Origin of the sequence: Hornefia porci (genome assembly GCF_001940235.1) — a bacterium.
Taxonomy (GTDB): domain Bacteria; phylum Bacillota; class Clostridia; order Peptostreptococcales; family Anaerovoracaceae; genus Aminicella; species Aminicella porci.
Genome location: NZ_MJIE01000001.1, coordinates 1,001,810 through 1,028,603, shown reverse-complemented (window position 1 = coordinate 1,028,603; position 26,794 = coordinate 1,001,810). Strand labels below are relative to the sequence as shown.

At 54.2% G+C, this 26,794-nt stretch carries 27 protein-coding genes; 22 read left to right on the top strand and 5 right to left on the bottom strand.

Annotated elements, in window-relative coordinates:
* Nucleotides 1-49 precede the first annotated feature (49 nt).
* Both BHK98_RS04945 and BHK98_RS04940 read right to left on the bottom strand, forming a co-directional pair.
* Nucleotides 50-877, bottom strand: coding sequence for an SDR family NAD(P)-dependent oxidoreductase (locus BHK98_RS04945; protein WP_075712462.1), 828 nt, complete (start codon nt 875-877; stop codon nt 50-52).
* 151 nt (nt 878-1,028) lie between these two features.
* The gene (locus BHK98_RS04940) at nt 1,029-2,252 is read right to left on the bottom strand and encodes an MFS transporter (protein ID WP_075712461.1); all 1,224 of its coding nucleotides are present in this window, start codon (nt 2,250-2,252) and stop codon (nt 1,029-1,031) included.
* Nucleotides 2,253-2,465: 213 nt separating this feature from the next.
* On the opposite strand from BHK98_RS04940, the gene BHK98_RS04935 reads away from it, so the two are divergent.
* Nucleotides 2,466-4,010, top strand: coding sequence for a PucR family transcriptional regulator (locus BHK98_RS04935; RefSeq protein ID WP_075712460.1), 1,545 nt, complete (start codon nt 2,466-2,468; stop codon nt 4,008-4,010).
* A 2-nt stretch (nt 4,011-4,012) separates the two neighbouring features.
* On the opposite strand, the gene BHK98_RS04930 is transcribed toward BHK98_RS04935, so the two are convergent.
* The 3 genes from BHK98_RS04930 to cbiM are packed head-to-tail and all read right to left on the bottom strand — an operon-like array spanning nt 4,013 to nt 6,653.
* Nucleotides 4,013-4,786, bottom strand: coding sequence for an energy-coupling factor ABC transporter ATP-binding protein (locus BHK98_RS04930; RefSeq protein WP_075712459.1), 774 nt, complete (start codon nt 4,784-4,786; stop codon nt 4,013-4,015).
* Nucleotides 4,779-5,624: a cobalt ECF transporter T component CbiQ gene (gene cbiQ / locus BHK98_RS04925; protein ID WP_075712458.1), complete on the bottom strand. Its 846-nt coding sequence runs from the start codon at nt 5,622-5,624 to the stop codon at nt 4,779-4,781. The genes BHK98_RS04930 and cbiQ overlap by 8 nt, the downstream gene beginning before the upstream one ends.
* On the bottom strand, nt 5,625-6,653 hold the full coding sequence (gene cbiM / locus BHK98_RS04920; RefSeq protein WP_075712457.1) for a cobalt transporter CbiM: 1,029 nt from the start codon (nt 6,651-6,653) through the stop codon (nt 5,625-5,627).
* A gap of 512 nt (nt 6,654-7,165) precedes the next feature.
* Here cbiM and larE point away from each other — a divergent pair.
* The 21 genes from larE (at nt 7,166) to tig (ending at nt 26,734) form a co-directional block, all read left to right on the top strand.
* Nucleotides 7,166-7,921: an ATP-dependent sacrificial sulfur transferase LarE gene (gene larE, locus BHK98_RS04915; protein WP_075712456.1), complete on the top strand. Its 756-nt coding sequence runs from the start codon at nt 7,166-7,168 to the stop codon at nt 7,919-7,921.
* Nucleotides 7,914-8,672 carry a nickel pincer cofactor biosynthesis protein LarB gene (larB, locus tag BHK98_RS04910; RefSeq protein WP_075712455.1) on the top strand — a complete coding sequence of 253 codons (759 nt, stop codon included), beginning with the start codon at nt 7,914-7,916 and terminating at the stop codon, nt 8,670-8,672. Before larE ends, larB begins: the two co-directional genes overlap by 8 nt.
* Nucleotides 8,669-10,111, top strand: coding sequence for a nickel pincer cofactor biosynthesis protein LarC (gene larC, locus BHK98_RS04905; protein WP_075712454.1), 1,443 nt, complete (start codon nt 8,669-8,671; stop codon nt 10,109-10,111). The genes larB and larC overlap by 4 nt, the downstream gene beginning before the upstream one ends.
* A complete protein-coding gene (locus tag BHK98_RS04900) occupies nt 10,108-10,530 on the top strand; it encodes a DUF3842 family protein (protein WP_075712453.1) in 423 nt (140 codons plus the stop codon). The genes larC and BHK98_RS04900 overlap by 4 nt, the downstream gene beginning before the upstream one ends.
* Nucleotides 10,527-11,723, top strand: coding sequence for a bifunctional phosphopantothenoylcysteine decarboxylase/phosphopantothenate--cysteine ligase CoaBC (gene coaBC / locus BHK98_RS04895; RefSeq protein ID WP_075712452.1), 1,197 nt, complete (start codon nt 10,527-10,529; stop codon nt 11,721-11,723). Before BHK98_RS04900 ends, coaBC begins: the two co-directional genes overlap by 4 nt.
* Before the next feature lie 1,004 nt (nt 11,724-12,727).
* On the top strand, nt 12,728-13,585 hold the full coding sequence (locus BHK98_RS04890; RefSeq protein WP_075712451.1) for an arsenic efflux protein: 858 nt from the start codon (nt 12,728-12,730) through the stop codon (nt 13,583-13,585).
* Nucleotides 13,586-13,598: 13 nt separating this feature from the next.
* Nucleotides 13,599-14,018: a Fur family transcriptional regulator gene (locus tag BHK98_RS04885; RefSeq protein WP_075712450.1), complete on the top strand. Its 420-nt coding sequence runs from the start codon at nt 13,599-13,601 to the stop codon at nt 14,016-14,018.
* 273 nt (nt 14,019-14,291) lie between these two features.
* Nucleotides 14,292-15,707, top strand: coding sequence for a radical SAM/SPASM domain-containing protein (locus BHK98_RS04880; protein WP_075712449.1), 1,416 nt, complete (start codon nt 14,292-14,294; stop codon nt 15,705-15,707).
* Nucleotides 15,708-16,019: 312 nt separating this feature from the next.
* A complete protein-coding gene (locus BHK98_RS04875) occupies nt 16,020-16,715 on the top strand; it encodes an iron-sulfur cluster assembly scaffold protein (RefSeq protein WP_075712448.1) in 696 nt (231 codons plus the stop codon).
* Between the two features lie 12 nt (nt 16,716-16,727).
* A complete protein-coding gene (locus BHK98_RS04870; RefSeq protein WP_075712447.1) occupies nt 16,728-17,726 on the top strand; it encodes a GGGtGRT protein in 999 nt (332 codons plus the stop codon).
* A 173-nt stretch (nt 17,727-17,899) separates the two neighbouring features.
* The gene (locus tag BHK98_RS04865; protein ID WP_075712446.1) at nt 17,900-18,127 is read left to right on the top strand and encodes a hypothetical protein; all 228 of its coding nucleotides are present in this window, start codon (nt 17,900-17,902) and stop codon (nt 18,125-18,127) included.
* 166 nt (nt 18,128-18,293) lie between these two features.
* On the top strand, nt 18,294-19,415 hold the full coding sequence (locus tag BHK98_RS04860) for an ATP phosphoribosyltransferase regulatory subunit (protein ID WP_075712445.1): 1,122 nt from the start codon (nt 18,294-18,296) through the stop codon (nt 19,413-19,415).
* On the top strand, nt 19,408-20,103 hold the full coding sequence (hisG, locus tag BHK98_RS04855) for an ATP phosphoribosyltransferase (RefSeq protein WP_075712444.1): 696 nt from the start codon (nt 19,408-19,410) through the stop codon (nt 20,101-20,103). The genes BHK98_RS04860 and hisG overlap by 8 nt, the downstream gene beginning before the upstream one ends.
* The gene (gene hisC, locus BHK98_RS04850) at nt 20,100-21,170 is read left to right on the top strand and encodes a histidinol-phosphate transaminase (protein WP_075712443.1); all 1,071 of its coding nucleotides are present in this window, start codon (nt 20,100-20,102) and stop codon (nt 21,168-21,170) included. The genes hisG and hisC overlap by 4 nt, the downstream gene beginning before the upstream one ends.
* Nucleotides 21,167-21,754: an imidazoleglycerol-phosphate dehydratase HisB gene (gene hisB / locus BHK98_RS04845; protein WP_075712442.1), complete on the top strand. Its 588-nt coding sequence runs from the start codon at nt 21,167-21,169 to the stop codon at nt 21,752-21,754. Before hisC ends, hisB begins: the two co-directional genes overlap by 4 nt.
* Nucleotides 21,755-22,378: an imidazole glycerol phosphate synthase subunit HisH gene (gene hisH, locus BHK98_RS04840; RefSeq protein WP_075712441.1), complete on the top strand. Its 624-nt coding sequence runs from the start codon at nt 21,755-21,757 to the stop codon at nt 22,376-22,378. It begins immediately after the preceding gene.
* Nucleotides 22,378-23,103 (top strand): 1-(5-phosphoribosyl)-5-[(5-phosphoribosylamino)methylideneamino]imidazole-4-carboxamide isomerase, encoded by a 726-nt coding sequence (gene hisA, locus BHK98_RS04835; RefSeq protein ID WP_342718751.1) that lies wholly within the window; start codon nt 22,378-22,380, stop codon nt 23,101-23,103. Before hisH ends, hisA begins: the two co-directional genes overlap by 1 nt.
* A gap of 13 nt (nt 23,104-23,116) precedes the next feature.
* The gene (gene hisF / locus BHK98_RS04830) at nt 23,117-23,875 is read left to right on the top strand and encodes an imidazole glycerol phosphate synthase subunit HisF (RefSeq protein ID WP_075712439.1); all 759 of its coding nucleotides are present in this window, start codon (nt 23,117-23,119) and stop codon (nt 23,873-23,875) included.
* 3 nt (nt 23,876-23,878) lie between these two features.
* Nucleotides 23,879-24,553, top strand: coding sequence for a bifunctional phosphoribosyl-AMP cyclohydrolase/phosphoribosyl-ATP diphosphatase HisIE (gene hisIE / locus BHK98_RS04825; protein WP_075712438.1), 675 nt, complete (start codon nt 23,879-23,881; stop codon nt 24,551-24,553).
* Entirely contained in the window at nt 24,550-25,320 is a 771-nt protein-coding gene (locus BHK98_RS04820) for a histidinol-phosphatase (protein ID WP_075712437.1), read from the top strand. The genes hisIE and BHK98_RS04820 overlap by 4 nt, the downstream gene beginning before the upstream one ends.
* Nucleotides 25,321-25,624: 304 nt before the next feature.
* Nucleotides 25,625-26,734, top strand: coding sequence for a trigger factor (tig, locus tag BHK98_RS04815; protein ID WP_075712436.1), 1,110 nt, complete (start codon nt 25,625-25,627; stop codon nt 26,732-26,734).
* The last annotated feature ends 60 nt before the right edge of the window (nt 26,735-26,794 follow it).

Below are 26,794 nucleotides of genomic sequence, written 5' to 3'. Positions count from 1 at the left end.
TATTATCCTTTGTTCACAAAAAACTGATTGACGCGTGCTCAGCCGCCGATTAAAGATCACTGCGTCCCACGCCGGCGTGAGCGATGGAAGACTGCCCGAAGGCGTAGACATATCCTGCGCCGCCCGCGACGTACATGCACAGACCGGTGACATACTGCGAAAGGTCAGATGCGAAGAACAGAGCAGGTCCTGCGATATCCTCCGCAGTTCCGGTACGGCCCAGCGGAATTTCCACGTCTGCGATTCCCTTCAGGATCGCCTTCCGCTCCGGTCCGTCCTCCATCAGCTCGTCCCAGAAGGCGGTGACGATGGGGCCCGGCTTGATGCAGTTCACGCGGATGCCGAACTTCGCCAGGTCCATGGCCAGGTTGACGCAGAGGGATTCACAGGCGCCCTTTGCCATATGATATTCATAGGCCGGCGCGGTGGGGTTGAAGGCTCCGTTTGAGGAGCAGATGATGATCTTGCCGCTGTGCGCCTTTTTCATATACGGAACGACGGCAAAGCAGCTGTAATACATGCCCCACTGATTTACAGCGGTGGTCTTTTCCAGAACCTCCTGCTGACTCAGATTCGGATCCCCGTCGAAGGTTCCGCCCGCATATGCGGCGAGAATATCGATGCGGCCGAATTCGTTATAGGTCATCTCCGCGATCTTTTCGACCTGCGCCCGGTCGGAAACATCCATCTTCTGATAAAATCTGGCAACGCCGCCGGCTTCGGTGATCTCCTTCTCCACCTTTTTCGCATTTGCCTCGTTGAAATCCGCAATGACGACCTTAGCCCCTTCCCGGGCAAAGAGTTTCGCGGTGGCTTCTCCCATTCCGGATCCTCCTCCTGTAACGATAGCAACCTGATCTTTCAGCATATCCTTCATGATATAATCCTCCTTGTTGTGTGTAAAATACGATAAATATTGTAAAATGATGTCTGCTCATTGTGCTTCTGCCGGATCCGGCGGGCGCTGACAGTGTTTTCAGCAGCGCCGCGGCGCGGGAGCCGATTGCAGAGCGCGTCGCAGATACCGGTCAATGTGCGTTTTGTGCCTGCTCCTGCTGCAGCTTCCCCTTCGGGCCAAGTTCCGGAACCAGAAGACCGCCTGTCACGAACCCGATGACGCAGAGAACGCCGAAGGTGATGAAAATCGCATTGTAATTTGTAGCGAAAATGTTCGCGATTACGATAGGAAATACAAAGGTGATGGCGCCCTTGATGGCTTCCAGCGCACCTCCGGCGCTTCCGATTGCCTCTGGCGGGAACTGCCCGGTAAGAGGGATGAGGGCGGTTCTACCCATGGTCAGTCCGACGGTGCCTCCCATCAGAAGGCCGCCGATGACCAGCCAGCACCACGTTGCGGCGCCCAGAGGAGAGAACCAGCTCATCAGGTAACCGACAGCGCCGCCGATGAAGCAGATCAGAGTGACGATATTATACCGCTTGATCACACTCATCAGGAAGGTTCCCAGATATCCGCCGGCCAGCAGCGACAGATTCAGCACAGTGCCGATCAGGGCGGCCTGTCCGGGGTTCATTCCTTTTCCGACAAAAGCGTTGATGCAGTAGGAATTGATCAGCAGTGTCGAGCCGACTGCGCAGGAAGCGGCGATGGACATGAGCCAGAGCGTCCGGCTTTTCCAGACCATGGCGGAACTCCCTTTGGGCGGCTGAGCACCCTGTACGGCGATGGGGCCGTCTTTCCCGACGATCAGCCAGAAGATAAATAAAACCGTGTAAGCGATGGCGATCAAAAGTAGTGAACCCTTCAGTCCGAGAGCTGCACCGATGACGAACGCCCCTGCAGAACCGAAACCGGCTCCGGCAGCCTGAAACGAATATGCGACGGAAACCGTCTGCGGGGTAAACCAGGTGGCCAGAACTTTAGACGCCGCAACCTGACAGACTCCGACAAAGAAAGATGCCAGGAATGTCAGAACTATTGCGAGTGCGTAACTGGCGACCAGCACCCTTACGAAGAACAGAACTGCTCCGACGAGAAGTCCGAAAAGAATTGTTTTTCTGGACCCGCGTTTGTCGAGAATCGGTCCGAAGATGAATCCGGCAAACAGACCGACAACAGAGGTGACGGACGACAGTGTCGTCAGCCCCGCCTGTGAAATGCCGTACTGCCGCATCGTATCCGCGGCGCATGCGGGGTAGACGATCAGATTAAACGTCATCGTGACCATGAACAGTGTAAAAAATATTACGATTGCCCAGGCCTTTCCGCCCGCTCCTTTGTTTGTGCTACTCATAATTTGTACCTCCTCATACAGCAACTACAGTTACCTGAAAGTCTTCGTGACTTCAGGAGAAGAATTCAATGCGTGGCCAGTGACTTTGAATACTCTGTGCGTATGTATTTGTTTTAATACAAAAATTGTAGCACTGTTGCTTTTTACGATGTATGGTCATATAATTAGAAAAAGTTATAATATTTTCTCACGATATGACGAAAGGATGTTTCTTTGAGCGTACATCTGGCTGTGATAAAAGACGAACTGAACGAACTGAACGGATTTGATCCGGAATACATAGAGATGATTCCGGATGCAGCCGGAACGAGAGGTATTCGCTGGTGGAGGCCGGGAGACGGAGCCGGCGATCCGCGATATCTGTATATCGCAGAGGACGAGAAGCTGTTGGAGGAGGCAGAGGAGATTCCCGTGAATCTTATTTTTTGTTCAGGGAAAACAAAGAATGAGCTGGGACGGGCGCTCTACGCCAACATGCTCGTGCTGCGAAAAAATATTCCTGTGGAGCGTATATTTCCCGCCGTGGCGCGTATCTGCGAGGAATATTCCGCCTGGGATTCGGACCTGTGCACCGCGGTAATGGAGGAACGGAGCTTGGAAGATTTCATGTCCATTGCGATTCAGAAACTGAAGAATCCGTTCGGCATCTATGACGCGGCCCAGGCGCTGATTTACCATTCTCCCATTACCGCCGAGGAAGCCAGAGGGACGATATGGGAGGAATCACTTGCGCAAGAATATCCAACGGTCAGCTTCTTCAACCGCTCTGAAATCGAGTGGGTCAACCGGAAATTCATGTCCGGGGACAAGCCGGTGCTGATGAATCCGCGGAGGGATCCGGAGCACTGCTATCTGATGGGCGCGATACGGGCGGACGGACGGCAGATCGGTTCGATCGGAATGGCAGACCTGCGGGAGCCGATCACTCAGGGACAGCTGGAGCTCTGCCACCGCATCGGACAGCTTCTGAACTATATTTTCAAGTTCAGAACCCACGCCTACTCCAATGAGGAGGATGTCTTTTATGCGCTGCAGCTGATTGCCGGCAAGAGCAACGACGCCAGGACTGTGGAGCAGCATCTGGCGCGTCTGGGCTGGACGACAAAGGATGATTACTACATGGCGGCGTTCCGGTTTTCCGACGGCTTTACGATCTCCCGAGAGGGACATTCCTATCACCGCAGGATCCAGAAAAAATATCCGAAGGCGCTGATTTTCTATTACAGCGATTACATCATTACCGTTATGCGAAGAAAGGACTGCGATCTGCTGGAGCCCGGAGAGCGCGAGGAACTGGAGAATTTCTGCCTGGGAAGCCGTATGTACTGCGGCGTCAGCAACTGTTTTCATGATTTTATGGATCTGGGGACTTATTTTGTACAGTGCAGCAATGCGCTGCATTATGCGGAACTGGATGCGGACGAGAGACGATGCGTCGCATTCACGGAAAAATATATGGAGGTTCTTCTGGATGAATTAAAGAAGACAGGGGATCTGCGTTCTCTCTGCGATCCCGGCATCCTGGCGCTGAGCCGGAGCGATCGGAACAATCGGGAGGAACTGCTGGAGAGTATCCGGATGTACCTCGTCAACGGCCGCAGTGTGGCGGCAACCGCCCGGGAAATGTTTATCCATCGCAATACGCTGACCTACCGTCTTCAGACTGCGGAGAATTTTCTTGGAGTACATCTGGACGACCTGAACGAAAATGAAATAGTTCAGGTGCTGCTCTCCTGTATCATTCTCAGAGGGAAATAACGTTATTCAAAATCCCAGGGATGGGTATGGAAATGCTCGTCCACCAGATTGACTTCCTGAAGGAGCGCAGTGTCCTCCAGGAGCTCGCGCACCGGTCTGTCTGCGCGAAGCGTGTGATCCTCCGCAAACAGAATCGCACGGTCGGCGACGTGGGGAACGAGTTCGAGATTGTGGGTGGCGAAGATCAGTGTCTTCCCCTGATTCCGCAGATCCTTCAGAAGCTTCAGGAGCCAGGTCTGGGAGCGCGGATCCAGATCGTTGGTGGGCTCGTCCAGAATGAGAACCTCCGGATCGAGAATCAGAGTGCTGGCGATAGCGACCTTTTTCTTCTCTCCGCCGCTGAGGTGGTAGGGTGCTTTGTCCAGGAGCTTTTCAATATCAAGGGAACGGGCCAGAGAAGACACCCGATTCATGATTTCCTCCCGAGGGAGCCCGGTCTGAAGAGGCCCGAAGGCGATCTCATCCAGAACGCTGCCGCAGAACAGCTGGACGTCAGAGTCCTGAAAGACGTAGCCGACCCGGAGATGGTAGGAAGCGGCGTCTTTTTTTGTGATCGATCGCCAGTCAATTATCCTTCCGTGAAAACAAAAGCTTCCCGACTGAGGACTCAGCAGCCCGCCCAGAATTTTGAGCAGGGTAGACTTGCCGCAGCCGTTCGCACCGAGAATGCAGAGGCTTTCTCCGTCACGGATCCGCAGGGTCAGATCCCGGAGAACCGGATCGGAGACAGGATATGAAAAAGTGATATTCTTCAGTTCAAACGCGTATTTATCCAAAGATGTAACCTCCTGTTGTCAGAATCATCAATATTATAATATTAATGAGGAGAAATAGCCAGTCCGCAGCCTGTATTTTCAGACGGCGCATCGTCCGGGGCGTACCGTCGTAGCCACGCAGAATCATGGCGTCGTAAATGTTTTCACTGAAAGGGTGAACGCTGACAAAAATACGGCCGAAACTGTTTCCCATATATTGCCGCCCGGAGCGCGCGGATATCCGGCCTACTGTCCGGAGGTACCGCGCCTGCATCATGGAGCTGCCTGTCTCCGCGATTAAAAAGATATAGCGGTAGGCCATGTTCAGCACAGAAATGAAAAGCGCCGGAAGGTGCAGCGCCCGCAGCCCCGCCATCAGATCTGTCCAGCGCGTAGTCATCAGAAGCAGGAAGGCGAAGGCCAGAGAATCACCTGTCCGAAGTCCGATCCGGCACGCCATCTGAATTCCGGCGGCGGTGAAATAAAACGTTTCGTTCCCGATCAGAGGTGTTCCTTGCGTCAGGAGGCTTGAGGCTCCCGGCAATGAAAAGAGAAAGAGAAGCACAGGAAGATACAGCCAGGTGCGGCGGAGATAACTGCCCAGAGGAAGACCTGAGGCCGCAGCGTACAGCGCCGCGACGATTCCGAGTGCGATAAGAATCGCGAGACTGGCAGTGAAATTCCCGTAGAGAATGAATGCGAGAACAACAATAACCTTGATCCGTGGATCAAGGTTTTGAAGCATTTTTCCGTTTCTCGAATAGCGGTCGTTATACAGCTCGTTTTCAAAGAGCTCCGCGAAACGATTCAGCGTATGAGCGAGAAAACCGTTTCCGCAGACATTCACGGATTTACGCATCTACTGCTCCCTTCTGCCGGATTTCTTCATAAACAGAGACAGAGCGAGAATCAGCACCGCGATGAGCAGAATTCCGACAACTGCAGATAAAATATATCCGCTGACATCGCCAAGCCCTGCGACGGAATAGTCAGGCATAATTGCCGTCCACCAGTCGGCGAATCTGGCGAAACCCTTTGGAACATAGCCGGTCAGAGCTTTGATTTCCTCGGTACCCCATTCTCCCCAGGCTGTTCCGGATGCCAGAAGTCCCAGCGGAGTGAGCAGAACGAGAACGCCGAGAGGAATCAGTATTTTTTTATAGCGTCTGAAGAAGGGCTCTGTCTGTGTTTCCTGCGTCATCGGAGAAAGTTCCTGATTTCTCAGGAAGATCTGCGGAGAAACCTTCGCTATATAGGCGATGGCGATCGCGGTCACCGCACCTTCAATCACACCGGCAATCAGAAGATGAGGAACCATCATCGCAGGAATAGATACGGAAAGGGGATACGGACAGTACAGCGCACTTCCATCTGCGGCATGGAAAAGCAGCGGCTGGATACCGAATTCGACTGAGGCGCAGAACGCCGCAATATTGAGCCCCGCATATCCGCCGACTGCCGCTCCCAGAATACTGCGGCTGCTTCCGATTTTGTTCTTCCCTTCAATAAGTTTGTAAATTCCGTATCCCGTAAACGGCATGATTACGGCCATATTCAGGCAGTTCATGCCGAAGGCGAGAATCCCGCCGTCACCGAAGATCAGCGCTTGTATCAGCAAAGCGCAGGATACTGCGATTACTGCGGACCACGGCCCCAGCAGGATTCCTACCATGACCGCACCCACCGCATGTGCCGAGCTTCCGCCGATCACCGGCACATTCATCATCATTACCGTAAAGGAGAAGGCGGCTCCCAGAGCCAGCGTCGGCAGGTTTTTCTCGCCGACCTCCTTCGTGACTTTCTTCGCAGCAGCGCCCCAGACAGGAACCATCACTGCAAGCGCCGGTATTGTCGTCTGCGGCGCCATATATCCGTCAGGAATATGCATAATTTTACCTCCAAAAAAAATCCACCAAGGGTCTGTATCGTAAAATCTGCGGATTGTCCGCAGCGAGCAGCCCTTCGTGGGTGTCCTTCGGTCTTCGTGACCTCTGTTTCACATATTTTAGCAGTGACGGCGGATCAAGTCAATAGGGCGGAGCGTTGCAATTCCGCATATCCTGTTGCAAATTCGTGGCCACAGATCGCCATCGACCCGCGACATCGCCCTGCTGCGGCCCGCGACACAGGCCTTCGCATCTGCAGCACTGCTGTGCAGACCGTTGCGACGCCGGTCCGCTGTCGAACCGCGCCACAGGCCTCCGTCAAAATAACTTGATTTTTCGCCGACGCTGTACTATCCTTTACTTAAATGCGTGCTCAGAACCGGCGCACGGCAGCGCCGGCGGCAGGACCGAACGGCGCGCGGCAGCGCCGGCGGGGCGGGACAGCCCGGCTCACGTCAGGCCTGAGAAAGTCTGACTAACGGACGGGCGCTGCTGATTCAGATGGAGGAACAATATGACATTACAGGATTTTTTTCGCGAAAACAGCAGAGTCGCACTCGGATTCTCCGGAGGCGTGGACTCGTCGTATCTGCTTTATGCGGCGACAAAATACGGGGCGGACGTGCAGGCGTATTTCGTCAAAAGTCAGTTCCAGCCGGAGTTTGAGCTGGAGGACGCCCGACGTCTTGCCGGTGAAGTCGGAGCAGAGCTTTGTATAATGGAACTGGACGCGCTGTGTGACCCGGATGTCGTAAGGAATCCCGAGGACCGTTGCTACTATTGTAAGAACAACGTTTTCGGAAGTATTCTCGCTCAGGCGGCAAAGGACGGTTATTCCGTAATCATTGATGGAACCAATGCCTCCGACGATGCATCGGATCGCCCGGGAACCCGTGCTTTGGCGGAAATGAAAGTCCGGTCGCCTCTTCGTGAATGCGGACTCACCAAGGACGACGTCCGTCGCCTGTCCCGTGAGGCCGGCCTGTTCACTTGGAACAAACCCTCCTATGCATGTCTCGCGACCCGCATTCCCCACGGCGAGGAAATCACGGAGGACAAACTGCACCGGGTAGAGGGTGCGGAAAACGTGCTCCGGATGATGGGTTTCTCTGATTTTCGGGTCAGAAAAAGAGGTAGCACGGGACTGATTCAGGTCCCAGAATGCCAGATGATTTCCGTGATTCGGCTGCGTGAGGAAATCGCACTGGGCATGCGTCCCTATTTTGAAAAAATCGCTCTGGATCTTGAAGGAAGGACAGCTCATGACTGAATCGGAAACAAGAGCGCTGCTGCAGGCAGTCGCGGAAGGCTCCTCCACTGTGGAGGACGCAGTGATGAAACTGAAAATGGCGCCTTATGATGATATTGATATCGCCAGGCTGGACACTCACCGGGGATTGCGGCAGGGCATCGGCGAGGTGATTTACGGCGCGGGCAAAACTCCTGAGCAGATTGACCGCATCGCTCACGCGCTGTGGAAGGATGGACAGCGGACGATTTTAATCACGCGTATGACGCAAGAGGCCGCGGATGCTCTGACAAAGGACATCCCGTTCACCTATTACAGCGACGCGCATGCGGGCGTAGTCGGCTCGATGATCGAGCCGGACTGTGAAGGCACGGTGCTTGTGATTACTGGCGGTACCAGTGATATCCCTGTCGCGGAGGAAGCTGCGATAACGGCAGAAACTCTGGGGAACAAAGTGGAGCGGGTGTTTGATGTGGGCGTTGCCGGGATTCACCGTCTGCTGAGCAACACGGATTCTATTATGGCTGCTAACGTTATCATCGCCATCGCAGGAATGGAGGGCGCGCTGGCCAGCGTTGTGGGCGGACTGGCGGACTGTCCGGTAATTGCTGTCCCCACAAGCGTAGGCTATGGGACTGCCTTCGGCGGTGTGACAGCCCTGCTTTCGATGCTGAATTCCTGTGCCAGCGGCGTCAGCGTCGTGAATATTGACAACGGGTTTGGTGCCGGCTATTTGGCCAGCATGATTAATCACAAAGGAGTTGCTGTATGAAAACTTTATATATTGAATGCAATATGGGCATCGCCGGTGATATGCTGATGGGAGCACTGGCAGAAATCGCACCGGCTGAAACAGTTGAAAGGCTTTGTGCCCTGAAAATTCCGGGAACAGAGATTTCCTTTGAACACAGCGAAAAGTGCGGCATCGGCGGAACGCATGCGCATGTCTTTGTACATGGAGAGGAAGAAGGACACGACGGGGAGCACAGCCACGGCGAACATGGTCACGATGCGGAGCACGGCTATCACCACGGACATGCATATCCCTACGAAAAGGATCATCTGCCGGAACATTACCACGGACACGGAAACGCCGGGGAGCACGGCCACGACGCCGGGCATGGTCATGACGCGGAGCATGAGCATCACCACGGTCACCATCACTATGGAATGGGGGATATCGAAAGCATTATCAGCGGACTTCCCGTGTCGGCATCGGTCAAAGAGAATGCTCTGGCAATTTACAAGCGTATCGCATCTGCGGAATCCAGGGTGCACGGTCAGCCCGTCAGTGAAATTCATTTTCATGAGGTCGGCGCGATGGACGCTGTTGCCGATGTGGTCGGGAACTGTCTTCTGCTGGAAGCCATCGGTGCAGAGCGCATCGTGAGTTCTCCGGTCAATGTGGGCTCAGGAAGTGTCCGGTGCGCGCACGGCATTCTTCCGGTGCCGGCTCCTGCAACTGCAGAAATCCTGAAGGGAACAGAGTATTACAGTGATGAGATCCGGGGCGAGCTCTGTACGCCTACAGGCGCGGCAATCCTGACTCATTTTGCGGATGAAACCGGAGCACGACCACGCATGAGGGTGGATTCTGTGGGGGTCGGCGCGGGAACAAAGGATTTCCCCAGAGCGAATATTCTGCGGGTCTTCCTGGGTGAAGCCCGGGAAATCTCCGACGGAAACCGGACGGCGGGCGACGAAACGCAGCCGGAAGGCAGAGATTTCCGGTCGGCTGCAGACGAGGAAATGTTTTGTGGCAGCGCAGACGAAGGAATGCTTTGCTGCAGCGGCGATGACTCTCAGATGGACCGGATCTGCGAACTTTCGGCGAACATCGATGACATGACCGGAGAAGAGCTGGGCTTTGCAATGGAACGGATCCTGGACGCAGGAGCGCTGGACGTCTATTATACGCCTATAATAATGAAGAAATCGAGGCCGGCCGTGAAGCTGTCCTGCCTTTGCAGGAGGGAGAAAGCGAAAGCCATGGCGGAAGTGATCTTCAGACACACCCGCACCGCAGGGATCCGCAGACTGGATTTTGTGCGATACGTGCTGCAGAGAGAAAGCACGGAGCGGGACGGACTCCGGATCAAGACTTACCGCGGATACGGCGTGGAACGGAGCAAACCGGAATATGAAGATCTGGCAGAACTGGCGCGGAGCCGGGACGGTTCGCTGATCGGCATGAAGGGAGAGAAGGAATGATTATTGTTGCAATTGACGGTCAGGGCGGACGGCTGGGAAGGGAACTGGTGAGTTCTCTGAGAAGGCGCTTCCCGGACGCAGTGATTCAGGCGATCGGGACGAACAGTGTGGCGACGGCGACGATGCTGAAGGCGGGCGCGAACGAAGGTGCGACGGGGGAAAATCCCGTGGTGGTCGCATGCCGTCATGCGGATTTCATTGTGGGGCCGCTGGGAATAGTGATCGCGGATGCTCTGATGGGCGAGGTCACGCCCGGAATGGCGATGGCTGTATGTCAGAGCGCTGCGGTGCGGGTCCTGATTCCGATGAACATGTGCGACAATCTCATTGCGGGCGTCAACGCTCAGTCGGGATCGGAGCTGATTGAGGATGCTGTCGAGAAAATTGCGGCGGCTTGCAGAGAAAGGAACCGGGCATGAATCTGAATGGAAGAACGGTAGTAATCGGAGTCAGCGGAGGAATCGCGGCGTACAAAACAGCGTACCTGGTCAGTCGCCTGCATAAGGCGGGCGCGGAGGTCCATGTGATTATGACAAAAAACGCCTGTGAGTTCATCGCGCCGCTGACTTTTGAAACTCTCAGCGGCCGGGAGTGTGTGACCGACACCTTTGCGCGCAAGGGGCATTATGAAGTGGAGCATGTGGAGCTTGCCAAAAAGGCGGACCTGATCATGATTGCACCGGCAACGGCCAACGTTCTGGCGAAGCTGGCCTGTGGAATTGCGGATGATATGCTGACGACCACGGTTCTGGCAGCCTCCTGTCCCAAAATTGTGGTGCCTGCGATGAACACCGGAATGTATGAGAACCCGGTAACGCAGGATAATCTGGAGAAGCTCAGGGGTTACGGCTTCGAGGTGGTCGAGCCGGCTTCAGGGTATCTGGCCTGTGGCGACATCGGAGCCGGAAAGATGCCTGAGCCAGAAGTGCTGTACGCATATGTGGAGAAGGCTGTCGCCCGTCCGAAGGATATGATCGGAAAGCGCGTGCTGGTTTCCGCGGGCGCGACGCGGGAGGCGATGGACCCGGTTCGCTTTATCACAAATCATTCAAGCGGCAAGATGGGCTTCGCCATCGCGAAGGAGTACATGCTGCGGGGAGCGGACGTTACGATTGTGAAGGCGGCCGTTACCGCTGAGCCGCCGATGTTTTGTAACATCGTGGAGGCCGTGAGTGCTTCTGCGCTGTTCGACGAAATCACTTCCCGCGCGCCGGAAATGGACGTCGTCGTGATGGCGGCCGCAGTATCGGATTATACGCCTGCCGAATATAAGGAGGAGAAGGTCAAGAAAAAGGACGGTGACCTTTCGATTCCGCTGGTGCGAACCCGGGACATCCTGGCGTATCTTGGTGAACATCACAGGGAGGGACAGTTCCTCTGCGGATTTTCCATGGAGACGGAGAACCTGCTGGAGAACTCCCGCAGCAAACTGGAACGCAAGCATGTGGACATGATCGTCGCAAATAATCTGAAGGACGAGGGCGCGGGCTTCGGCACCGATACAAATCTCGTGACGCTGATCACCGCCAATACAGACGAGGCACACACCCTGATGAGCAAAGCCGATGTGGCAAAACTCATCGCTGACCGGATTCAGGAACTCCAGAACTGAAAGCATTCCCCCGAAGAAGTGACGACGGGGGCGGGCCGACAACCGCGGACCTGATGGCGGGCCGGCCTGTCTTGCGGACGCCCGGCTATGGTCTGATTCAACTCTTCGGCATCGGTGAGCTACCGACATGATGAACGAAGGATGATGACAGGTGTGATCTGTCAAACGGAGAAAGACGAACCGCGGTCAATTAGCGGACATCATATCGTAAATAGACGATTACAAAGCCACTTAAAACCCCATTGATTAGAAAATCTGCCACAAAACGCAAAAAAAACCAAAAATGTGGCAGAATTGAGTTCGGAATACAATGATTATTCTGCATTAATCACTTAGAAATGTACTATAAGTGCAATTCTTTCGCTTTGTATGCATTGCGATTTTACAAAATCAGGTACGAATGACCAAATTTAGATACTCTAATTGCACGTCATATGTTATACATAGCAAAAAATCAAAAAATCTGCCACATTTCTCGAAAAAAACCAAAAATGTGGCAACTCGGAGTGCCGTCTAACCGCTTAGAATAATTCTAACCTGATTCTGAGTTTTTGGCTGCGAGTTTGTATAAAGTAATCGGTTTTTTTAATAGATTCGCGGACACGGTTTCAACGAATGAGAATTTCGTCGTCTCTGCGGAACTTCGCAAACCTTCGTGTGTGCCGTGCCGCGGCTCTTCGCGACCTCTTTGCTGTGGATTCGCGTCGTGTCACCTCGTCATCCTTGCGAACCCTCGTGCTACAGCCCCTCGCGGCCTCTTTGCCGTGGACGCCTCGCTGCCGCGGCCTCGCCGTCGTCCCATATGAGCGTGGACGCCTCGTCGTGCCGCGGCCCTTCGCGGACTTTCTGCCGCGGCCTCGCCGTCGTCCCATATGAGTTTTGACCTCCCCGCCGCCCTATATGACTTTTGTATATTGACAAAAGCGAATCTCCTGTTATAATACAAAATGCAACTGACTTGCAAATGATATCGAGTTGCAAATAATAGGGGAATATGGAGTCTTATGCAGGAAGCGATTATTGAGGCGACGGTAGACAGCGTCAAACTGGTTCCGTTTCTGTTTGTCACCTATCTGGTGATGGGAGCGCTGGAACGTGCTGCGGGCCGGCGTGCCAGAGCAGTGATACAAGAGGCCGGGAAGGTCGGACCGATTTGGGGCGGCTTACTGGGAGTGATTCCGCAGTGCGGGTTTTCCGCGGCGGCGACATATTTTTATGTGGGAAAGGTGGTCACACTGGGGACGCTGATCTCCATCTATCTGTCTACTTCGGACGAGATGCTGCCGATTTTTATTTCGGAGAAGGTTCCGGTCCGGACGATTGTCTCTATTATGGCAGCCAAGGTGGTCATCGGCGTGATTTCCGGATATGCGGTGGAATTTTTTTTCGGATGGCTGGCCAGGCGCCGCAGAATACCGAAAGATTACGACGGAGAATCCGGACCGGGATGCGGCTGTGGATGCGCGTCGGGACTTTTCGCCGAATCCGTTCGGAAAACATTGCAGGTTTTCGTATTCATTCTGCTGGTTTCAATCGTCATCGGATGCGTCATCGAGGCTGTCGGATATCAGGCGATTTCAGGCCTCTTTCAGGATCTGCCCGTCGTGGGTGAGCTGATTGCGGCGCTGGTGGGGCTGATTCCCAACTGTGCGGCGTCCGTTGTGATCACGCAGCTGTATCTGGAAGGTGTCATCGGCGCAGGTCCGATGATGAGCGGACTTCTGTGCAGCGCCGGAGTGGGCCTGCTTGTGCTGATTCGGGAAAACCATCACTGGAAGCAGGATGGAATGGTCGTCGGAATACTCTATGTGGTCAGCGTCTTCTGGGGCGTTGCGATTGAGGTTCTGGGAATCAGTTTTTAGGGGGAACAAAGTTATGGCAGACAGAGAATATAAGACAAACAGCAGAATGAAAATTCTGGAGTTTCTTAAGGAGAACGGAGACCGTGCGGTCAGTGTCGCTCAGATTCATGCGCATCTGGACGAGACGGGCGTCGCGGTGAACAAAACCACGATTTACCGTTATCTCGACAAGCTGGAAAGAGAAGGGACAGCAGCGCGTTTTGTGGAAGAAAACGGAAAAAAGGCCTCCTATCAGCTGACGAACCGGGAGCGCAGGTGCAGCGAGCATCTGCATCTGAAATGCGTGCGCTGCGGCTGCATTCAGCACCTGGACTGCGGGTTCATGGACGAGATTGAAGAGCATATCATGAAGGAACATGGATTTCAGATTCAGTGCAGAAACTCAGTAATCTATGGTATATGCGCCGGCTGTCGCAGCCGAGACATGCGGTGAAATGCAGGGGGAGGATATGCCGGCCGGAGTCTGCTCCTGCATCAGCTGTCGCAGCCGAGACATGCGGTGAAATGCAAGGGTGAGCAATGCGGCAGCGACACGGCTGCAAAACAGAAACGACAATGGTGATAAACTTTGCCCGTTTGACAAAATTTTAGACAAACGGGCTTTTTTGTAAATTGGAATCCGCGAAAACATGCTTTATAATAAGCACAGATTCGGGAGAATTGTGATTTATGTTGGTAAAAAATTAAGAGATTGGAGAGTAACATTATGGCGACAATGAAACATAAGATGGGGCGCATGGCGTTCAGCAAAGCGTTTGATGTGGCTTACAATAAAGTTGGCAAGGATCGGCAGAAGGGAATGATGGACATTTTCAATCTCGCCGAAAAGTATATCGATAATCTGGGAATGGGCGTGGATCTCAGCGGCATGAGAGCCTGTCTGGAGGATGAGAACAGCGCGCTGAACAAGTACATCTGCCGCATCATCGATGAGACCGATGAGCATGTTCTGAAGACATTCCTGCTGAATTTCCTCTATGAAGCTATGTTCTGCGGAACCAAGGTCATGCACGAGGCAAGAGAAAAGTATCAGTGCAATGTGCCGTGGCTGATTCTGATGGATCCCACCAGCGCATGCAATCTGCACTGTACCGGATGCTGGGCGGCGGAGTACGGAAACCGTCTGAACCTCAGCATCGAGGACATGGACAAGGTGATCCGCGAAGGCAAGGAGCTGGGAATCTACTATTATATGTATACCGGCGGAGAGCCGCTGGTGCGGAAGGACGATCTGATCCGGCTTTGTGAGATGCACCCGGACTGCGCGTTTATTTCCTTCACCAACGGAACACTGGTGGACGAGGCCTTTGTTGCAGAGCTGAAGAGAGTCGGAAACCTCTACCTGGCCATCAGTCTGGAGGGCTTCGAGGAAGCCAACGATGACAGACGCGGCTCAGGAGTTTTCCAGAAGGTCATGCATGCGATGGATCTGCTGAAGGAGAACGGATGCCTGTTCGGTACTTCGATTGCGTATACAAAGAATAATATCGACTATGTTACGTCGGATGAATTCATCGACATGGAAATCCAGAAGGGCGTCAAGTTCTCAATGTATTTCCATCTGATGCCGGTAGGAAACGACGCATCGCCTGAGCTGATGCCGACGCCGGAACAGAGAATCATGATTAAAGACAGACTGAGAAAGGTCAGAGCGATGAAAGACGGCAGAGGGCTGTTCTGCTTTGACTTCCAGAATGATGGAGAATATGTGGGAGGCTGCATCGCCGGAGGAAGAAACTACTTCCATATCAACGCCAACGGTGACGCGGAGCCCTGCGTGTTCATCCATTATTCCAACACGAATATCAAGAAGAACTCACTGCTTGAGATTCTGCAGTCGCCGCTGTTTATGGCGTATCACAACAACCAGCCGTTCAACGACAATCATCTGCGGCCGTGCCCGATGCTGGAGAATCCGGACGTTCTGCCTAAGCTCGTTCATGAGAGCGGAGCGAAGTCCACGGATCTGCAGTCTCCGGAGAGCGTGGAGCATCTCTGCGCCAAATGCCGGGAGTATGCGGAATGCTGGAAGCCGTATGCGGAGGAACTCTGGGACGACCAGACCGGAAAGTCCCTTCCGGGCGAAACAGTTGAGCCGCCGAAGAAGGCAGTCAACCAGTAGCCGCGGGCTGATTCGGTTTCCCGTGCCCGGTTTCGGGCTTTGGGATGAAGAGGAGCGGGCGAACCCGATAAGACAGACCGGTACCGAAGGGTGCCGGTTTTTAGTTGCTAAAAAAAACAACTGATGCTATACTTAACTCATACCGGAGAGCGCGTCCGCAGTTTACGCGGCACAGGCGCGCCGGCCTCGGCGACATCCGACGGCGGCGTCTCCGGAAACGGGCGGCCGCTTCGCCTTCGACGTGTACTTCCGCGGGGAGGCTGCGCTTCGCCTGAGTTCGTGATTGCACTGTTTTTATGGAGGTTTTGGCTTATGATATATACAAAAGAAGTCGAAAGCATGTGTCCTGTTGGCAGGATGGACGCGACTCACGGTCCGTCCCCGATTCCTGAAGAGGGAAAATGGGTGCAGGCGAAGGAGATCCGCGATATTTCCGGTCTGACACACGGCGTAGGCTGGTGCGCGCCGCAGCAGGGAGCATGTAAGCTGACCCTGAACGTAAAGGAAGGAATTATTCAGGAGGCGCTGATTGAAACCATCGGATGTTCCGGAATGACTCATTCCGCAGCCATGGCCGGGGAAATTCTGGTGGGCAAAACGATCCTGGAAGCGATGAACACTGACCTGGTCTGCGATGCGATTAATACCGCTATGCGTGAACTGTTCCTGCAGATTATCTACGGCAGAACGCAGTCCGCATTCTCCGAGGACGGTCTGGCGGTCGGCGCCGGCCTGGAGGATCTCGGAAAAGGCACAATCAGCCAGGTGGGAACGATTCATTCCACGGCGCTGAAGGGCCCCCGTTATCTGCAGCTGACAGAGGGATACATTCTGGAGCAGGGACTGGATAAGGACAATAACATTATCGGGTACAAATATATCAATACCGGGAAACTCCTGGAATTCATCAAGGACGGAATGGATCCGAAGGAAGCGATTGACAAGGCCACAGGCTCCTACGGAAGATTCGATGAAGCGGTCAGAAAGATCGATCCGAGGAAGGAATAGGAGGTGCGGACTATGGCAGTATTCGAGAATTACGAGAGAAGAATTGAAGGCATCGAGAAGGTCATGAGCCAGTACGGTATCGGCAGTCTCGACGAAGCGAGAAAAATATGTACAGATAAGGGCTTTGACCCCTATGAAATCACTAAGGGCGTCCAGACCATCTGCTTTGAGGACGCCGCATGGGCTTATGTGCTGGGAGCGGCCATCGCGATTAAAAAAGGAGCGACGGACGCGAAGGATGCGGCCCGCGCCATCGGCGAGGGACTTCAGGCATTCTGCATTCCGGGATCCGTTGCGGATGACCGGAAAGTGGGAATCGGTCACGGAAATCTGGCGTCTATGCTTCTTGATGAGGAGACCGAGTGTTTCGCGTTTCTGGCAGGGCATGAATCCTTTGCCGCAGCGGAAGGAGCCATCGGAATCGCAAACTCCGCGAACAAAGTCAGAACGAAACCTCTCCGGGTTATTCTGAACGGTCTCGGAAAGGACGCTGCGAAGATTATATCCAGAATTAACGGCTTCACCTACGTGAAAACAGAATTCGACTTTTTCACCGGCGAGCTGAAGATAGTGGAGGAAATTCCTTATTCCGACGGCGACCGGGCGAAGGTGAAATGCTACGGTGCGTTTGATGTCAGAGAGGGAGTCGCGATTATGCATCATGAGAACGTGGATGTTTCCATTACCGGGAACTCAACGAACCCCACGAGATTCCAGCATCCTGTCGCGGGCACCTACAAAAAAGAACGGATCCAGCAGGGAAAGAAATACTTCTCCGTTGCCTCCGGCGGCGGTACGGGCAGAACTCTGCATCCGGACAACATGGCGGCGGGTCCGTCTTCCTACGGAATGACCGACACCATGGGCAGAATGCATTCAGACGCTCAGTTTGCGGGAAGCTCCTCCGTGCCGGCTCATGTGGAAATGATGGGCTTCATCGGCATGGGCAACAATCCGATGGTAGGCGCCAGCGTAGCCACTGCCGTTGCGGTGCAGGAGCACTGCAAATAGGACGGCGGACGGAGCCGTGCGTCTGTGCGGCGGCTTGCCGCGGCCAATTATCTTTTGTGAAAAGCAACAAAAATACAGCCTGTTCTTTAGGCTGTATTTTCAATTTTTGTGTTGTTTTTTGTATCAGATGTGGTATACTAATAGGCGTTAAGAGAACATGAAAGGAGATTGCAATGGAATATTTTCTGGATCACATCATCTATATTATAATTGCAGGTCTGGTGATCGGTGCAATCTGCTGTGTCTGGGCTTTTGCCGCCGCCCGCTGGGAGGAGCAGAAGAAGGCAGAAGGAGAATCGAACGGCGACGGCTGGAGCTGCAGCATGGGATGCAGCGGCTGTGCCCTGTCCGGAAACTGCGGTAAGCAGGAAAACAACCATACCAGCGCCCCTGTCCATTGACAGGAGGTGCGGTCTTGACGTGTATTGGCGCATGATGGCACCTTGACGAACTTTTCGCCGGGGTGCTTTTTTTATGGCTGACGGGACAGACGCAGCGAGGAGACGCGGCGAGTAGACGCGGAGCCCGGGGGACGTCCTCAATTCTATACTGGTGAAGGGAGAAATAATGAGAATCGACAGAAACCGAATGACAACGGAGGAGAAGACACAGCTGGAGCTGCATTCTCTGTATCAGAAATACGGCTATTCCCGGTACAAGATGGGAAAATTCGAGGAATACGATCTGTACCTGAGGAACAAAGACTTTATCGGAACGGAGAACATCATCGCATTCAGCGATCTGAACGGGAGGCTGATGGCGCTGAAGCCGGATCTCACTTTGTCCATCGTAAAAAATTACCGCTACCGCCCCGGCTTTGTACAGAAGGTCTATTACAGCGAAAACATCTACAGGGCGTCCCAGAGCTCCCGCCGCTATCGGGAGATCGCGCAGACCGGACTGGAGTGCCTGGGAGACGTCGGTCTGTATGACACCTTCGAGGTGACGATGCTGGCGCTCCGCTCGCTTGCGTCCATTCACAGCGACTACGTGCTGGAGATTTCCCATATGGGCGTTGTGGCGGACCTGCTGAGGGATGTGGAGGAAGATGTGCAGGACAGAATCGTAGAGTGCATCGGAGAGAAAAACATCCACGAGCTGAGAAGGACGGCGGAGGAGAACGGAATCGCGGAGGAAACGATACAGGCACTGGAAATGCTGGTATCCACCTACGGAGATCATAAGCGTGTGATCCGGAAAATGAGGGAGCTGCCGCTGACGGAGAGGGGCAGAGAAGCGCTGGACCAGCTCAGCGATGTTGTCAGCCTGCTGGCTTCATACAAGATGGCCTCCAGGGTGAACATCGATTTCTCTATCGTCAACGACCTGACCTATTACAGCGGGATCCTGTTCAAGGGCTTTGTGGAAGGCGTGCCGAAGGCGGTGCTCTCCGGAGGACGCTACGACAGACTGATGAGCCGCATGGGGAAGAAGGGCGGCGCGCTGGGGTTCGCTGTCTATCTGGACGATCTGGATCGGATGGAGGGAAGCGACCGGGAATACGACGTGGATATCGTGTTCCGGTATACGCTTGAGGACGACCTGGGCGCGATGTACAAGGCTGTCCGGCAGATGATTCAGGAGGGCAGTACGGTGCTGGTGGAGAAGGAGATTCCGGAGAAGCTGCGTTACCGCAAATTAATCAGACTGGATGGAAGCGAGGTTGTGACGGTTGAAGAAAATGATTAATGTGGCGCTGCCGAAGGGCAGACTGGGCAAGAAAGTATACGATATGTTCGAGAAGGCCGGCTATGAGTGCCCGGCGATCCGGGAGGACAACCGGCGGCTGATCTTCGAAAATGAAGAGAAGGGGATCCGGTATTTCTGGGTGAAACCCACTGACGTGACCATCTATGTGGAGCGGGGCGCTGCGGATATCGGAATTGCGGGCAAGGACATCATTCTGGAGTACGAGCCGGACGTGTTCGAGCTGCTGGATCTCAACATGGGGAAGTGTCGGATGGCGGTGGCGGCTCTGAAGGGGTACCACGATAATCCGGAGCGGACTCTCCGGGTGGCCAGCAAGTTCCCCAATATCGCGTCGAACTATTACGCCGGGGAGAACAGAGATATCGACATCATCAAGCTTCACGGCAGCATTGAGCTTGCGCCGCTGGTGGGACTTTCTGACGTGATTGTGGATATTGTGGAGACGGGAAAGACGCTGAAGGAGAACAATCTGGAGGTCATCGAGACTGTGGTTCCCATCAGTGCCCGGCTGATCGCGAACAAGGCGAGTTTTCGCTTCAAGACCCGGGAGATTGAGGAGATCCGGGACGCTCTCGCGGAGGATGTGACAAAGGAAACCCTGAAGGAAACGAAGAAAACGCCGGAGGCGGGAAAGGCCGGCGGAGAACAGAAAGGAGACCGCCGATGAGCAGATATCTGAATCAGAGGTTCCGGACGCTGGACGCCTACACCCCCGGCGAGCAGCCGAAGGACACCGTCTATACCAAGCTGAACACCAATGAATCTCCGTATCCGCCGGGTCCGGAGACTCAGAAGGCCGTATGCGGCGGGGAGGCGGCGCGGAACCTTCGCCTGTACTCGGATCCGGATTCCGTCAGGCTGAAGGACGCCATTGCGGACCGCTACGGCGTCGGGAGAAGCAACGTATTTGTTTCCAACGGTTCCGACGACATCCTGAATTTCGCGTTCATGGCGTTCGCAGAGGACGGAGCGGTCTTTCCGGATATCACCTACGGATTCTATCCTGTTTTCGGCGACCTGCACCGGGTGGATTATGCGCGGATTCCGTTGCGGGAGGATTTCACCCTGAACCCGGAGGATTACAAAGGCAGGGGCAGGATGATCGTGATCGCGAATCCCAACGCTCCTACCGGACTGGAGATCCGGCAGGAGGACATCGCGGCTCTCTGTGCCTCCGATCCGGAGCACGTCGTTCTGATTGACGAGGCCTACGTTGATTTCGGCGGTACATCGGCGATTCCTCTGACAAAGGAATATGAAAACCTGCTGGTGGTGCAGACCTTCTCCAAATCCCGGAGCCTGGCCGGAGCGCGGCTGGGCTATGCCATAGCGTCAGAGGCGCTGATCGGAGATCTGGAGAGAATCAAATATTCCACCAACCCGTACAACGTCAATTCCCTCACGGCGGCGGCGGGAGTCGCCGCGATCGGGGAGGACGACTACTATTCGGCGAACTGTCTCCGGACCATGTCTGTCCGTGAATGGACGATCAGCGAACTAAAGAAGACAGGGTTTCAGGTCCTTCCCTCTATCGCGAACTTTGTATTCGCCAAAAGCGACCGCATCGACGGCGGAGCCCTGTATCAGAAACTGAAGGAACGGAAGATTCTGATAAGACACTTTGACAACCCGCGGATTACACAGTACAATAGAATCACCATCGGAACACAGGAGGAGATGGAGCGGCTGATGGCCGCGATCCGCGAAATCCTGAGGGAGGAGGAGAGCAGATGAGACGCAGCAGGATTGACAGAAACACGACGGAAACCCAGATCAATCTGGCGCTGACCGTTGACGGCAGCGGACGGTATGAGGTGAACACCGGATGCGGTTTCCTCAACCATATGCTGGAGCTGTTCGCCCGCCACGGGAGATTCGACCTGTTCGTGGAATGCGCGGGAGACACCCACGTGGACTACCATCATACGGTGGAGGACATCGGAATCGCCCTGGGAGAGGCCTTTTATGAGGCTCTGGGGAACAAAGCGGGGATTCGGCGTTATGCGGATATCACGCTTCCCATGGATGAGGCGTTGATTCTCTGCGCGGCTGATATCTCCGGAAGGGACTATCTGGGCTTCGATGTGCAGATACCCACGCAGAAGGTGGGGGATCTGGATACCGAGTTGGTGAAGGAATTTTTTTTCGGCTTTGTGCGTAAGGCAGGGGTCACGCTCCACTTCCGGCAGCTGGCCGGTGAAAATTCCCATCATATTATAGAAGGAATGTTCAAGGCTTTCGCGAGGGTCATGGGAGAGGCGGCCGCCATTGACGAAAAATACAGGGATGAGATCCCGTCAACGAAAGGTGTTCTTTAGATGATTGCAATAGTTGATTACGGAGTAGGAAATATATTTTCTCTTTACAGCTCGTTCCGGCATATCGGAGCGGACGCACGGCTCAGCTCGGATCCCGGAGAGATCCGGCGGGCGGACAAGATTGTCCTGCCCGGCGTGGGTGCATTCGGAGACGCCGCGCAGAAGCTGCGGGACAGCGGCCTTGCAGATGTGGTTTCAGAGGAGGCGGAGAAGGGGAAACCGCTTCTGGGAATCTGCCTGGGTATGCAGCTGCTCTTTGAGAAAAGCTTTGAATACGGAGAACACAAAGGACTGGGGCTGATTCCCGGCCGTGTGGTCTCGATGGAGCCTGTGGTGCCGGAAGGCTATAAGGTTCCGCATATCGGGTGGAACGCCCTTCACTTTCCGAAGGACAGACCGAAGAGCCCGATTTTCCGGAACATCCGGGAGGGCGACTTTGTTTACTTTGTGCATACCTACTACGGCACAGACTGCGGCGAATCGGTGATCGCCACCACCGAGTACGGACCGGAGCTTACCGCGGCAGTGGCCGCAGGCAGCGTTTACGGACTGCAGTTTCACCCGGAGAAAAGCGGGGAGACCGGCATGAAGATATTGAAAGCATTTTGTGACATGGAGGGATAATGATGAAGATTTTTCCGGCAATTGATCTGAAAGACGGACATGTGGTACGTCTGCTCAAGGGAGATTACAGCAAGATGACGGTATACGGGGAAGACCCGCTGGAGGTGGCACGCGGTTTTCAGGATGCCGGGGCGGAGTTTCTCCATGTCGTGGATCTCGACGGCGCGAAGGACGGAAACACGCCGAATTTCGCTGCGGTCAGTGAAATCATCGAGGGAACGGATCTGAAGGTCGAGATCGGCGGAGGGATCCGGAACGAGCAGATCGTGGTGGAGTACGCGTCCATCGGCGCGCTGCGTGTCATTATCGGAACCATGGCGATCCGGGATCCGGAGTTTACGGCTAGGATGATCCGCAGACACGGGAAAAACGTGGCGGTCGGCGTGGATATCGCCGGCGACAGGGTGGCGATTAACGGCTGGACGCAGGTGACTGAGACGACAGTGGATCAGATGTTTGAGACGCTCATCGATGACGGAGTGCATACGGTCATATGCACGGACATCTCCAGAGACGGCGCCATGGAAGGCACGAACATGGATTTGTACCGCCATCTGGTAAAGGAATACGGCGGATACGCTGACATCATCGCGTCGGGCGGAATCTCCTCGGAGGACGAGCTGGAGCAGCTGGCGGAAATCGGCGTGGACGGCGTGATCATCGGAAAGGCGCTCTACACCGGAGCCATCGACCTTGCCGGAGCGGTAGAACGATACAGTGAATAGACGGAGCTGAGAGATGATAACAAAGAGAATCATACCGTGCCTGGACGTGCGGGACGGGAGAGTCGTGAAGGGCGTCAATTTCGAGGGCCTTCAGGACGTCTCCTCCCCGGTGGAGCTGGGCAGATATTATAGTGAAAACGGCGCGGACGAGCTGGTGTTTTACGATATCACCGCTTCTGCGGAGGGGCGGAGGCTTTTCGCGGATATCCTGCGGGAGGTGGCCGCGACAATTTTTATTCCTCTGACGGTCGGCGGCGGAATCAATACGCTGGAGGATTTCGACAGAGTGCTGAAATGCGGGGCTGACAAGGTCTCGGTCAATTCCGGGGCGATCCGGGATCCGTCCCTGATCGGAAAGGCGGCGAAGCTTTACGGAAATCAGTGCGTGGTGCTCTCCGTGGATGTGAAACGGGTGGACGGCAGGTTCACCGTGTTCGCGAAGGGCGGCAGAGAGAATACCGGCATGGACGCCCTTGAATGGATACGCAGAGGCGAGGCTGACGGAGCCGGAGAGATTGTGGTCAACAGTATAGATACAGACGGCGTGAAGGCGGGCTTTGATATCGAGATGCTGAAGGCTGTGGAAGAGATTGTTTCCGTTCCGGTAATCGCTTCCGGAGGCGCCGGCGGCATTCAGGACTTTATTGATCTGTTCCGGGAGATTCCGGACATCGACGCGGGTCTTGCTGCCTCGATTTTTCACTTCGGCGAGGTGCAGATTCCGGAACTGAAGAGACAGCTGGCGGAAGCTGGGATTAATGTGAGGAGATAGACGATGATTAATATAGATGAACTTAAATTCGACGACCGGGGGGTGATTCCGGCAATTGTGCAGGACGCTGCGACAAAGAGAGTGCTGACACTGGCCTACATGAACAGGGAAAGCCTCGAAATCACGCTGAAGGAAGGGAAGACCTGCTTCTGGTCGAGGTCCCGGCAGGAACTGTGGAGAAAAGGTGAAACCTCCGGAAACTATCAGCATGTGAAGAGCATTATCGCGGACTGCGACCGGGATGCGCTGACAGTGATGGTGGACAAGGACGGACCTGCGTGCCATCTGGGAACCGACTCCTGCTTTGAATACCCTCTGGCGGGAGAGGTGGATCCGGGCTGCGGAGAGGAACCGGGGAAAGACGACTTCTCTGTATATTCGCTGTATAAAATGCTGGAGGGACGGAAGGCAGAGATGCCGGAGGGGTCCTACACCTCGTATCTTTTTGAGAAGGGGCTGGACAAGATCCTGAAAAAGGTCGGCGAGGAATCCACAGAGGTAATTATCGCCGGCAAGGCGGAGGATAAGGCGGAGACTGTTTACGAGATTGCGGATCTGACTTACCACGTGCTGGTTCTGATGGTGGAGCTGGGAATCAGCGTGGAGGAGATCCGGAAGGAGCTTGCGGGCCGCCATATCATCGACCACAAGGTGAAGCAGGAGAAGATGACGAAATGAGAATCCTGAACGCGGACGGAAGGTGGAATCTCCATACGCACACAAAATACTGCGACGGAAAGGATGAGCCGGAAGCCCTGGTGCGCCGGGCGATTGAGCTGGGCTTTACGAAGCTCGGCTTCTCCGGACACGGCTACGCCCCGTATGACACGGACGTCTGCATGAGCCCGGAGGGGACGGTGCAGTATCGGAACGAGATCCTCGGGCTGAAGGAAAAATACAGAGGACAGATCCGGATCCTTCTCGGTATTGAGAAGGATTTTTACGGTGAACCGGACGATTTTCCCTACGATTTCGTCATCGGATCGGTGCATTATCTCAGGAAGAACGGCGTATACATGTGTGTGGAGGATACGCCGGAGCGGCTGATCCGTCAGACTGAGGAGCTCTTCGACGGGGATTACAGGGCGGTGGTGGAGCAGTATTATGACACGGCGGCGCAGGTGGTGGAGAAGACCGGCTGCGACATCGTCGGGCATTTTGATATTGTAACAAAGTTTAACCGGGGGAACCGTTTCTTCGACGAGGACAGTGAATGGTACAGGCGGACGGCGCTGCGCGCGCTCAGGGAAGCGGCCCGGAGCCGCCCGGTTTTTGAAATCAATACGGGGGCCATGGCCAGAGGATATATGGATCGTCCGTACCCTGCGCGGTTCCTGCTGGATGAAATCGACCGGCTGGACTGTCCGGTCCTGCTGTCCAGCGACTGTCACAGCGCGGCGATGCTGGATTACGGCTTCGATGCACTGCGCCGTACTCCGGGCTGAACGCCGGACAAATGAATCAAAAAACCAAAAGGCCCTGATTTCAGGAAACAGGGTCTTTTGGTTGCGATATTTATTTAATTAAGAAAGAACGTTCAAAAGGGGGATTAGTTTCCCTTCCTTTTGACAAACTAATTATATGCGAATTTGAATATGAATGCAAGCGGTTTTATGTGTTTTTTTAGTGAAATAAATTGATATCATTTGAAAATGTATAACTGTGATGGTAGAATTATGACGTACGCTGAGGACGGGACTGTCCGAGGCGGATTTTATCGCATATTAACGACATAGGAGAGATTTAGAGATGACAAAAAGAAAGAAGATTATCATTGGATGTTCGGCGGCGGTTGCGGTCATTGCGGTGATCATCCTGTTGATGGTGTTTGTATTCGATACGTTCGGCCTGTTTACTTCCGAATACAAGCTGAACTATGACAAATATGTCAAGGTCGGCAATTATAAAGGGCTGACCTACGACAAGATTAAGGTTTCCGTAACCGATAAAGAGGTGAAGGCGCAGATCAAGAGCAACGTCTCGGCCAAGGCGACCACCAAATCCGTGAAAACCGGAACCGTCAAGGACGGAGACACCATCAACATATCCTATGTCGGAAAAGTGAACGGCAAGACCTTCAGCGGCGGAAGCGCGGAAAACAGCAATATCACCATCGGCCAGACCTCCATGATCGACGGCTTCACAGACGGACTGATCGGGAAGAAGGTGGGAAGCAAGGTAACGCTGAATCTGCGGTTCCCCAAGAACTATTCCGCCAACACCAAGCTGTCCAACAAGAAGGTCGTTTTCACCGTGACGATTAATTCCAAACAGGTCACGACGACGCCGAAATACAATCTTGCCTTTGTCAAGAAATACACGAGCTACAAGACACTGAAAGCATATGAGGCTTCCGTGAAGAAGGAGCTGCTGGCGACAAAGAAGTCTGAGAAGGAGAACGAAGTCAAGAATACTCTCTGGAATCAGGTTGTCGCCGCCTCCAAGGTGAAGAAATATCCGCAGAAGCAGCTTCAGTACGAGCAGGATCAGGTCATCGCCCGCTACAAGAAGATGGCCAAGAGCTATAACCTGTCCTGGTCCAAGTTCCTGAAGACCTACATGAAGACCGATTCCAAGAGCTTCAACAAGCAGGCGAAATCCTATGCGAAGAGCGTTGTGAAGCAGAAGCTGGTCATGCACTCCATCGCCAAGAAGGAGGGTCTGAAGGTCACGAACAAGGAATATAAGAACTACCTGTCCAAGCTTCTGAAAGAGGCGGGCTTTACCGAGGAGAGCTTTAAGAGCCAGTACGGTCAGTCCATCGAAGAGTACGGAAAGGAAAACGATTACAAGACCAATCTGCTGCTGCAGAAGGTTCTGAACAAGGTCATGAAATACGGAAAAGAGAAATCCAAATAGACGGATTTCAGAAAGACTGCCGCGCCGGGCGTCCGCGATCTGCGGAGCCGCAGCGACGCG

Bases quoted from the DNA above. Each gene is read 5' to 3' on its own strand.
- BHK98_RS04900 (WP_075712453.1), top strand. From the start codon at position 10,108: ATGATTATTGTTGCAATTGACGGTCAGGGCGGACGGCTGGGAAGGGAA.
- BHK98_RS04865 (WP_075712446.1), top strand. From the start codon at position 17,900: ATGGAATATTTTCTGGATCACATCATCTATATTATAATTGCAGGTCTG.
- BHK98_RS04870 (WP_075712447.1), top strand. From the start codon at position 16,728: ATGGCAGTATTCGAGAATTACGAGAGAAGAATTGAAGGCATCGAGAAG.
- hisIE (WP_075712438.1), top strand. From the start codon at position 23,879: ATGATTAATATAGATGAACTTAAATTCGACGACCGGGGGGTGATTCCG.
- BHK98_RS04820 (WP_075712437.1), top strand. From the start codon at position 24,550: ATGAGAATCCTGAACGCGGACGGAAGGTGGAATCTCCATACGCACACA.
- hisG (WP_075712444.1), top strand. From the start codon at position 19,408: ATGATTAATGTGGCGCTGCCGAAGGGCAGACTGGGCAAGAAAGTATAC.
- hisF (WP_075712439.1), top strand. From the start codon at position 23,117: ATGATAACAAAGAGAATCATACCGTGCCTGGACGTGCGGGACGGGAGA.
- hisC (WP_075712443.1), top strand. From the start codon at position 20,100: ATGAGCAGATATCTGAATCAGAGGTTCCGGACGCTGGACGCCTACACC.
- BHK98_RS04945 (WP_075712462.1), bottom strand. From the start codon at position 877: ATGAAGGATATGCTGAAAGATCAGGTTGCTATCGTTACAGGAGGAGGA.
- coaBC (WP_075712452.1), top strand. From the start codon at position 10,527: ATGAATCTGAATGGAAGAACGGTAGTAATCGGAGTCAGCGGAGGAATC.
- cbiM (WP_075712457.1), bottom strand. From the start codon at position 6,653: ATGCATATTCCTGACGGATATATGGCGCCGCAGACGACAATACCGGCG.
- BHK98_RS04875 (WP_075712448.1), top strand. From the start codon at position 16,020: ATGATATATACAAAAGAAGTCGAAAGCATGTGTCCTGTTGGCAGGATG.
- BHK98_RS04880 (WP_075712449.1), top strand. From the start codon at position 14,292: ATGGCGACAATGAAACATAAGATGGGGCGCATGGCGTTCAGCAAAGCG.
- larC (WP_075712454.1), top strand. From the start codon at position 8,669: ATGAAAACTTTATATATTGAATGCAATATGGGCATCGCCGGTGATATG.
- BHK98_RS04890 (WP_075712451.1), top strand. From the start codon at position 12,728: ATGCAGGAAGCGATTATTGAGGCGACGGTAGACAGCGTCAAACTGGTT.
- tig (WP_075712436.1), top strand. From the start codon at position 25,625: ATGACAAAAAGAAAGAAGATTATCATTGGATGTTCGGCGGCGGTTGCG.
- BHK98_RS04860 (WP_075712445.1), top strand. From the start codon at position 18,294: ATGAGAATCGACAGAAACCGAATGACAACGGAGGAGAAGACACAGCTG.
- larB (WP_075712455.1), top strand. From the start codon at position 7,914: ATGACTGAATCGGAAACAAGAGCGCTGCTGCAGGCAGTCGCGGAAGGC.
- BHK98_RS04885 (WP_075712450.1), top strand. From the start codon at position 13,599: ATGGCAGACAGAGAATATAAGACAAACAGCAGAATGAAAATTCTGGAG.
- BHK98_RS04940 (WP_075712461.1), bottom strand. From the start codon at position 2,252: ATGAGTAGCACAAACAAAGGAGCGGGCGGAAAGGCCTGGGCAATCGTA.
- hisB (WP_075712442.1), top strand. From the start codon at position 21,167: ATGAGACGCAGCAGGATTGACAGAAACACGACGGAAACCCAGATCAAT.
- larE (WP_075712456.1), top strand. From the start codon at position 7,166: ATGACATTACAGGATTTTTTTCGCGAAAACAGCAGAGTCGCACTCGGA.
- hisA (WP_342718751.1), top strand. From the start codon at position 22,378: ATGATGAAGATTTTTCCGGCAATTGATCTGAAAGACGGACATGTGGTA.
- hisH (WP_075712441.1), top strand. From the start codon at position 21,755: ATGATTGCAATAGTTGATTACGGAGTAGGAAATATATTTTCTCTTTAC.
- cbiQ (WP_075712458.1), bottom strand. From the start codon at position 5,624: ATGCGTAAATCCGTGAATGTCTGCGGAAACGGTTTTCTCGCTCATACG.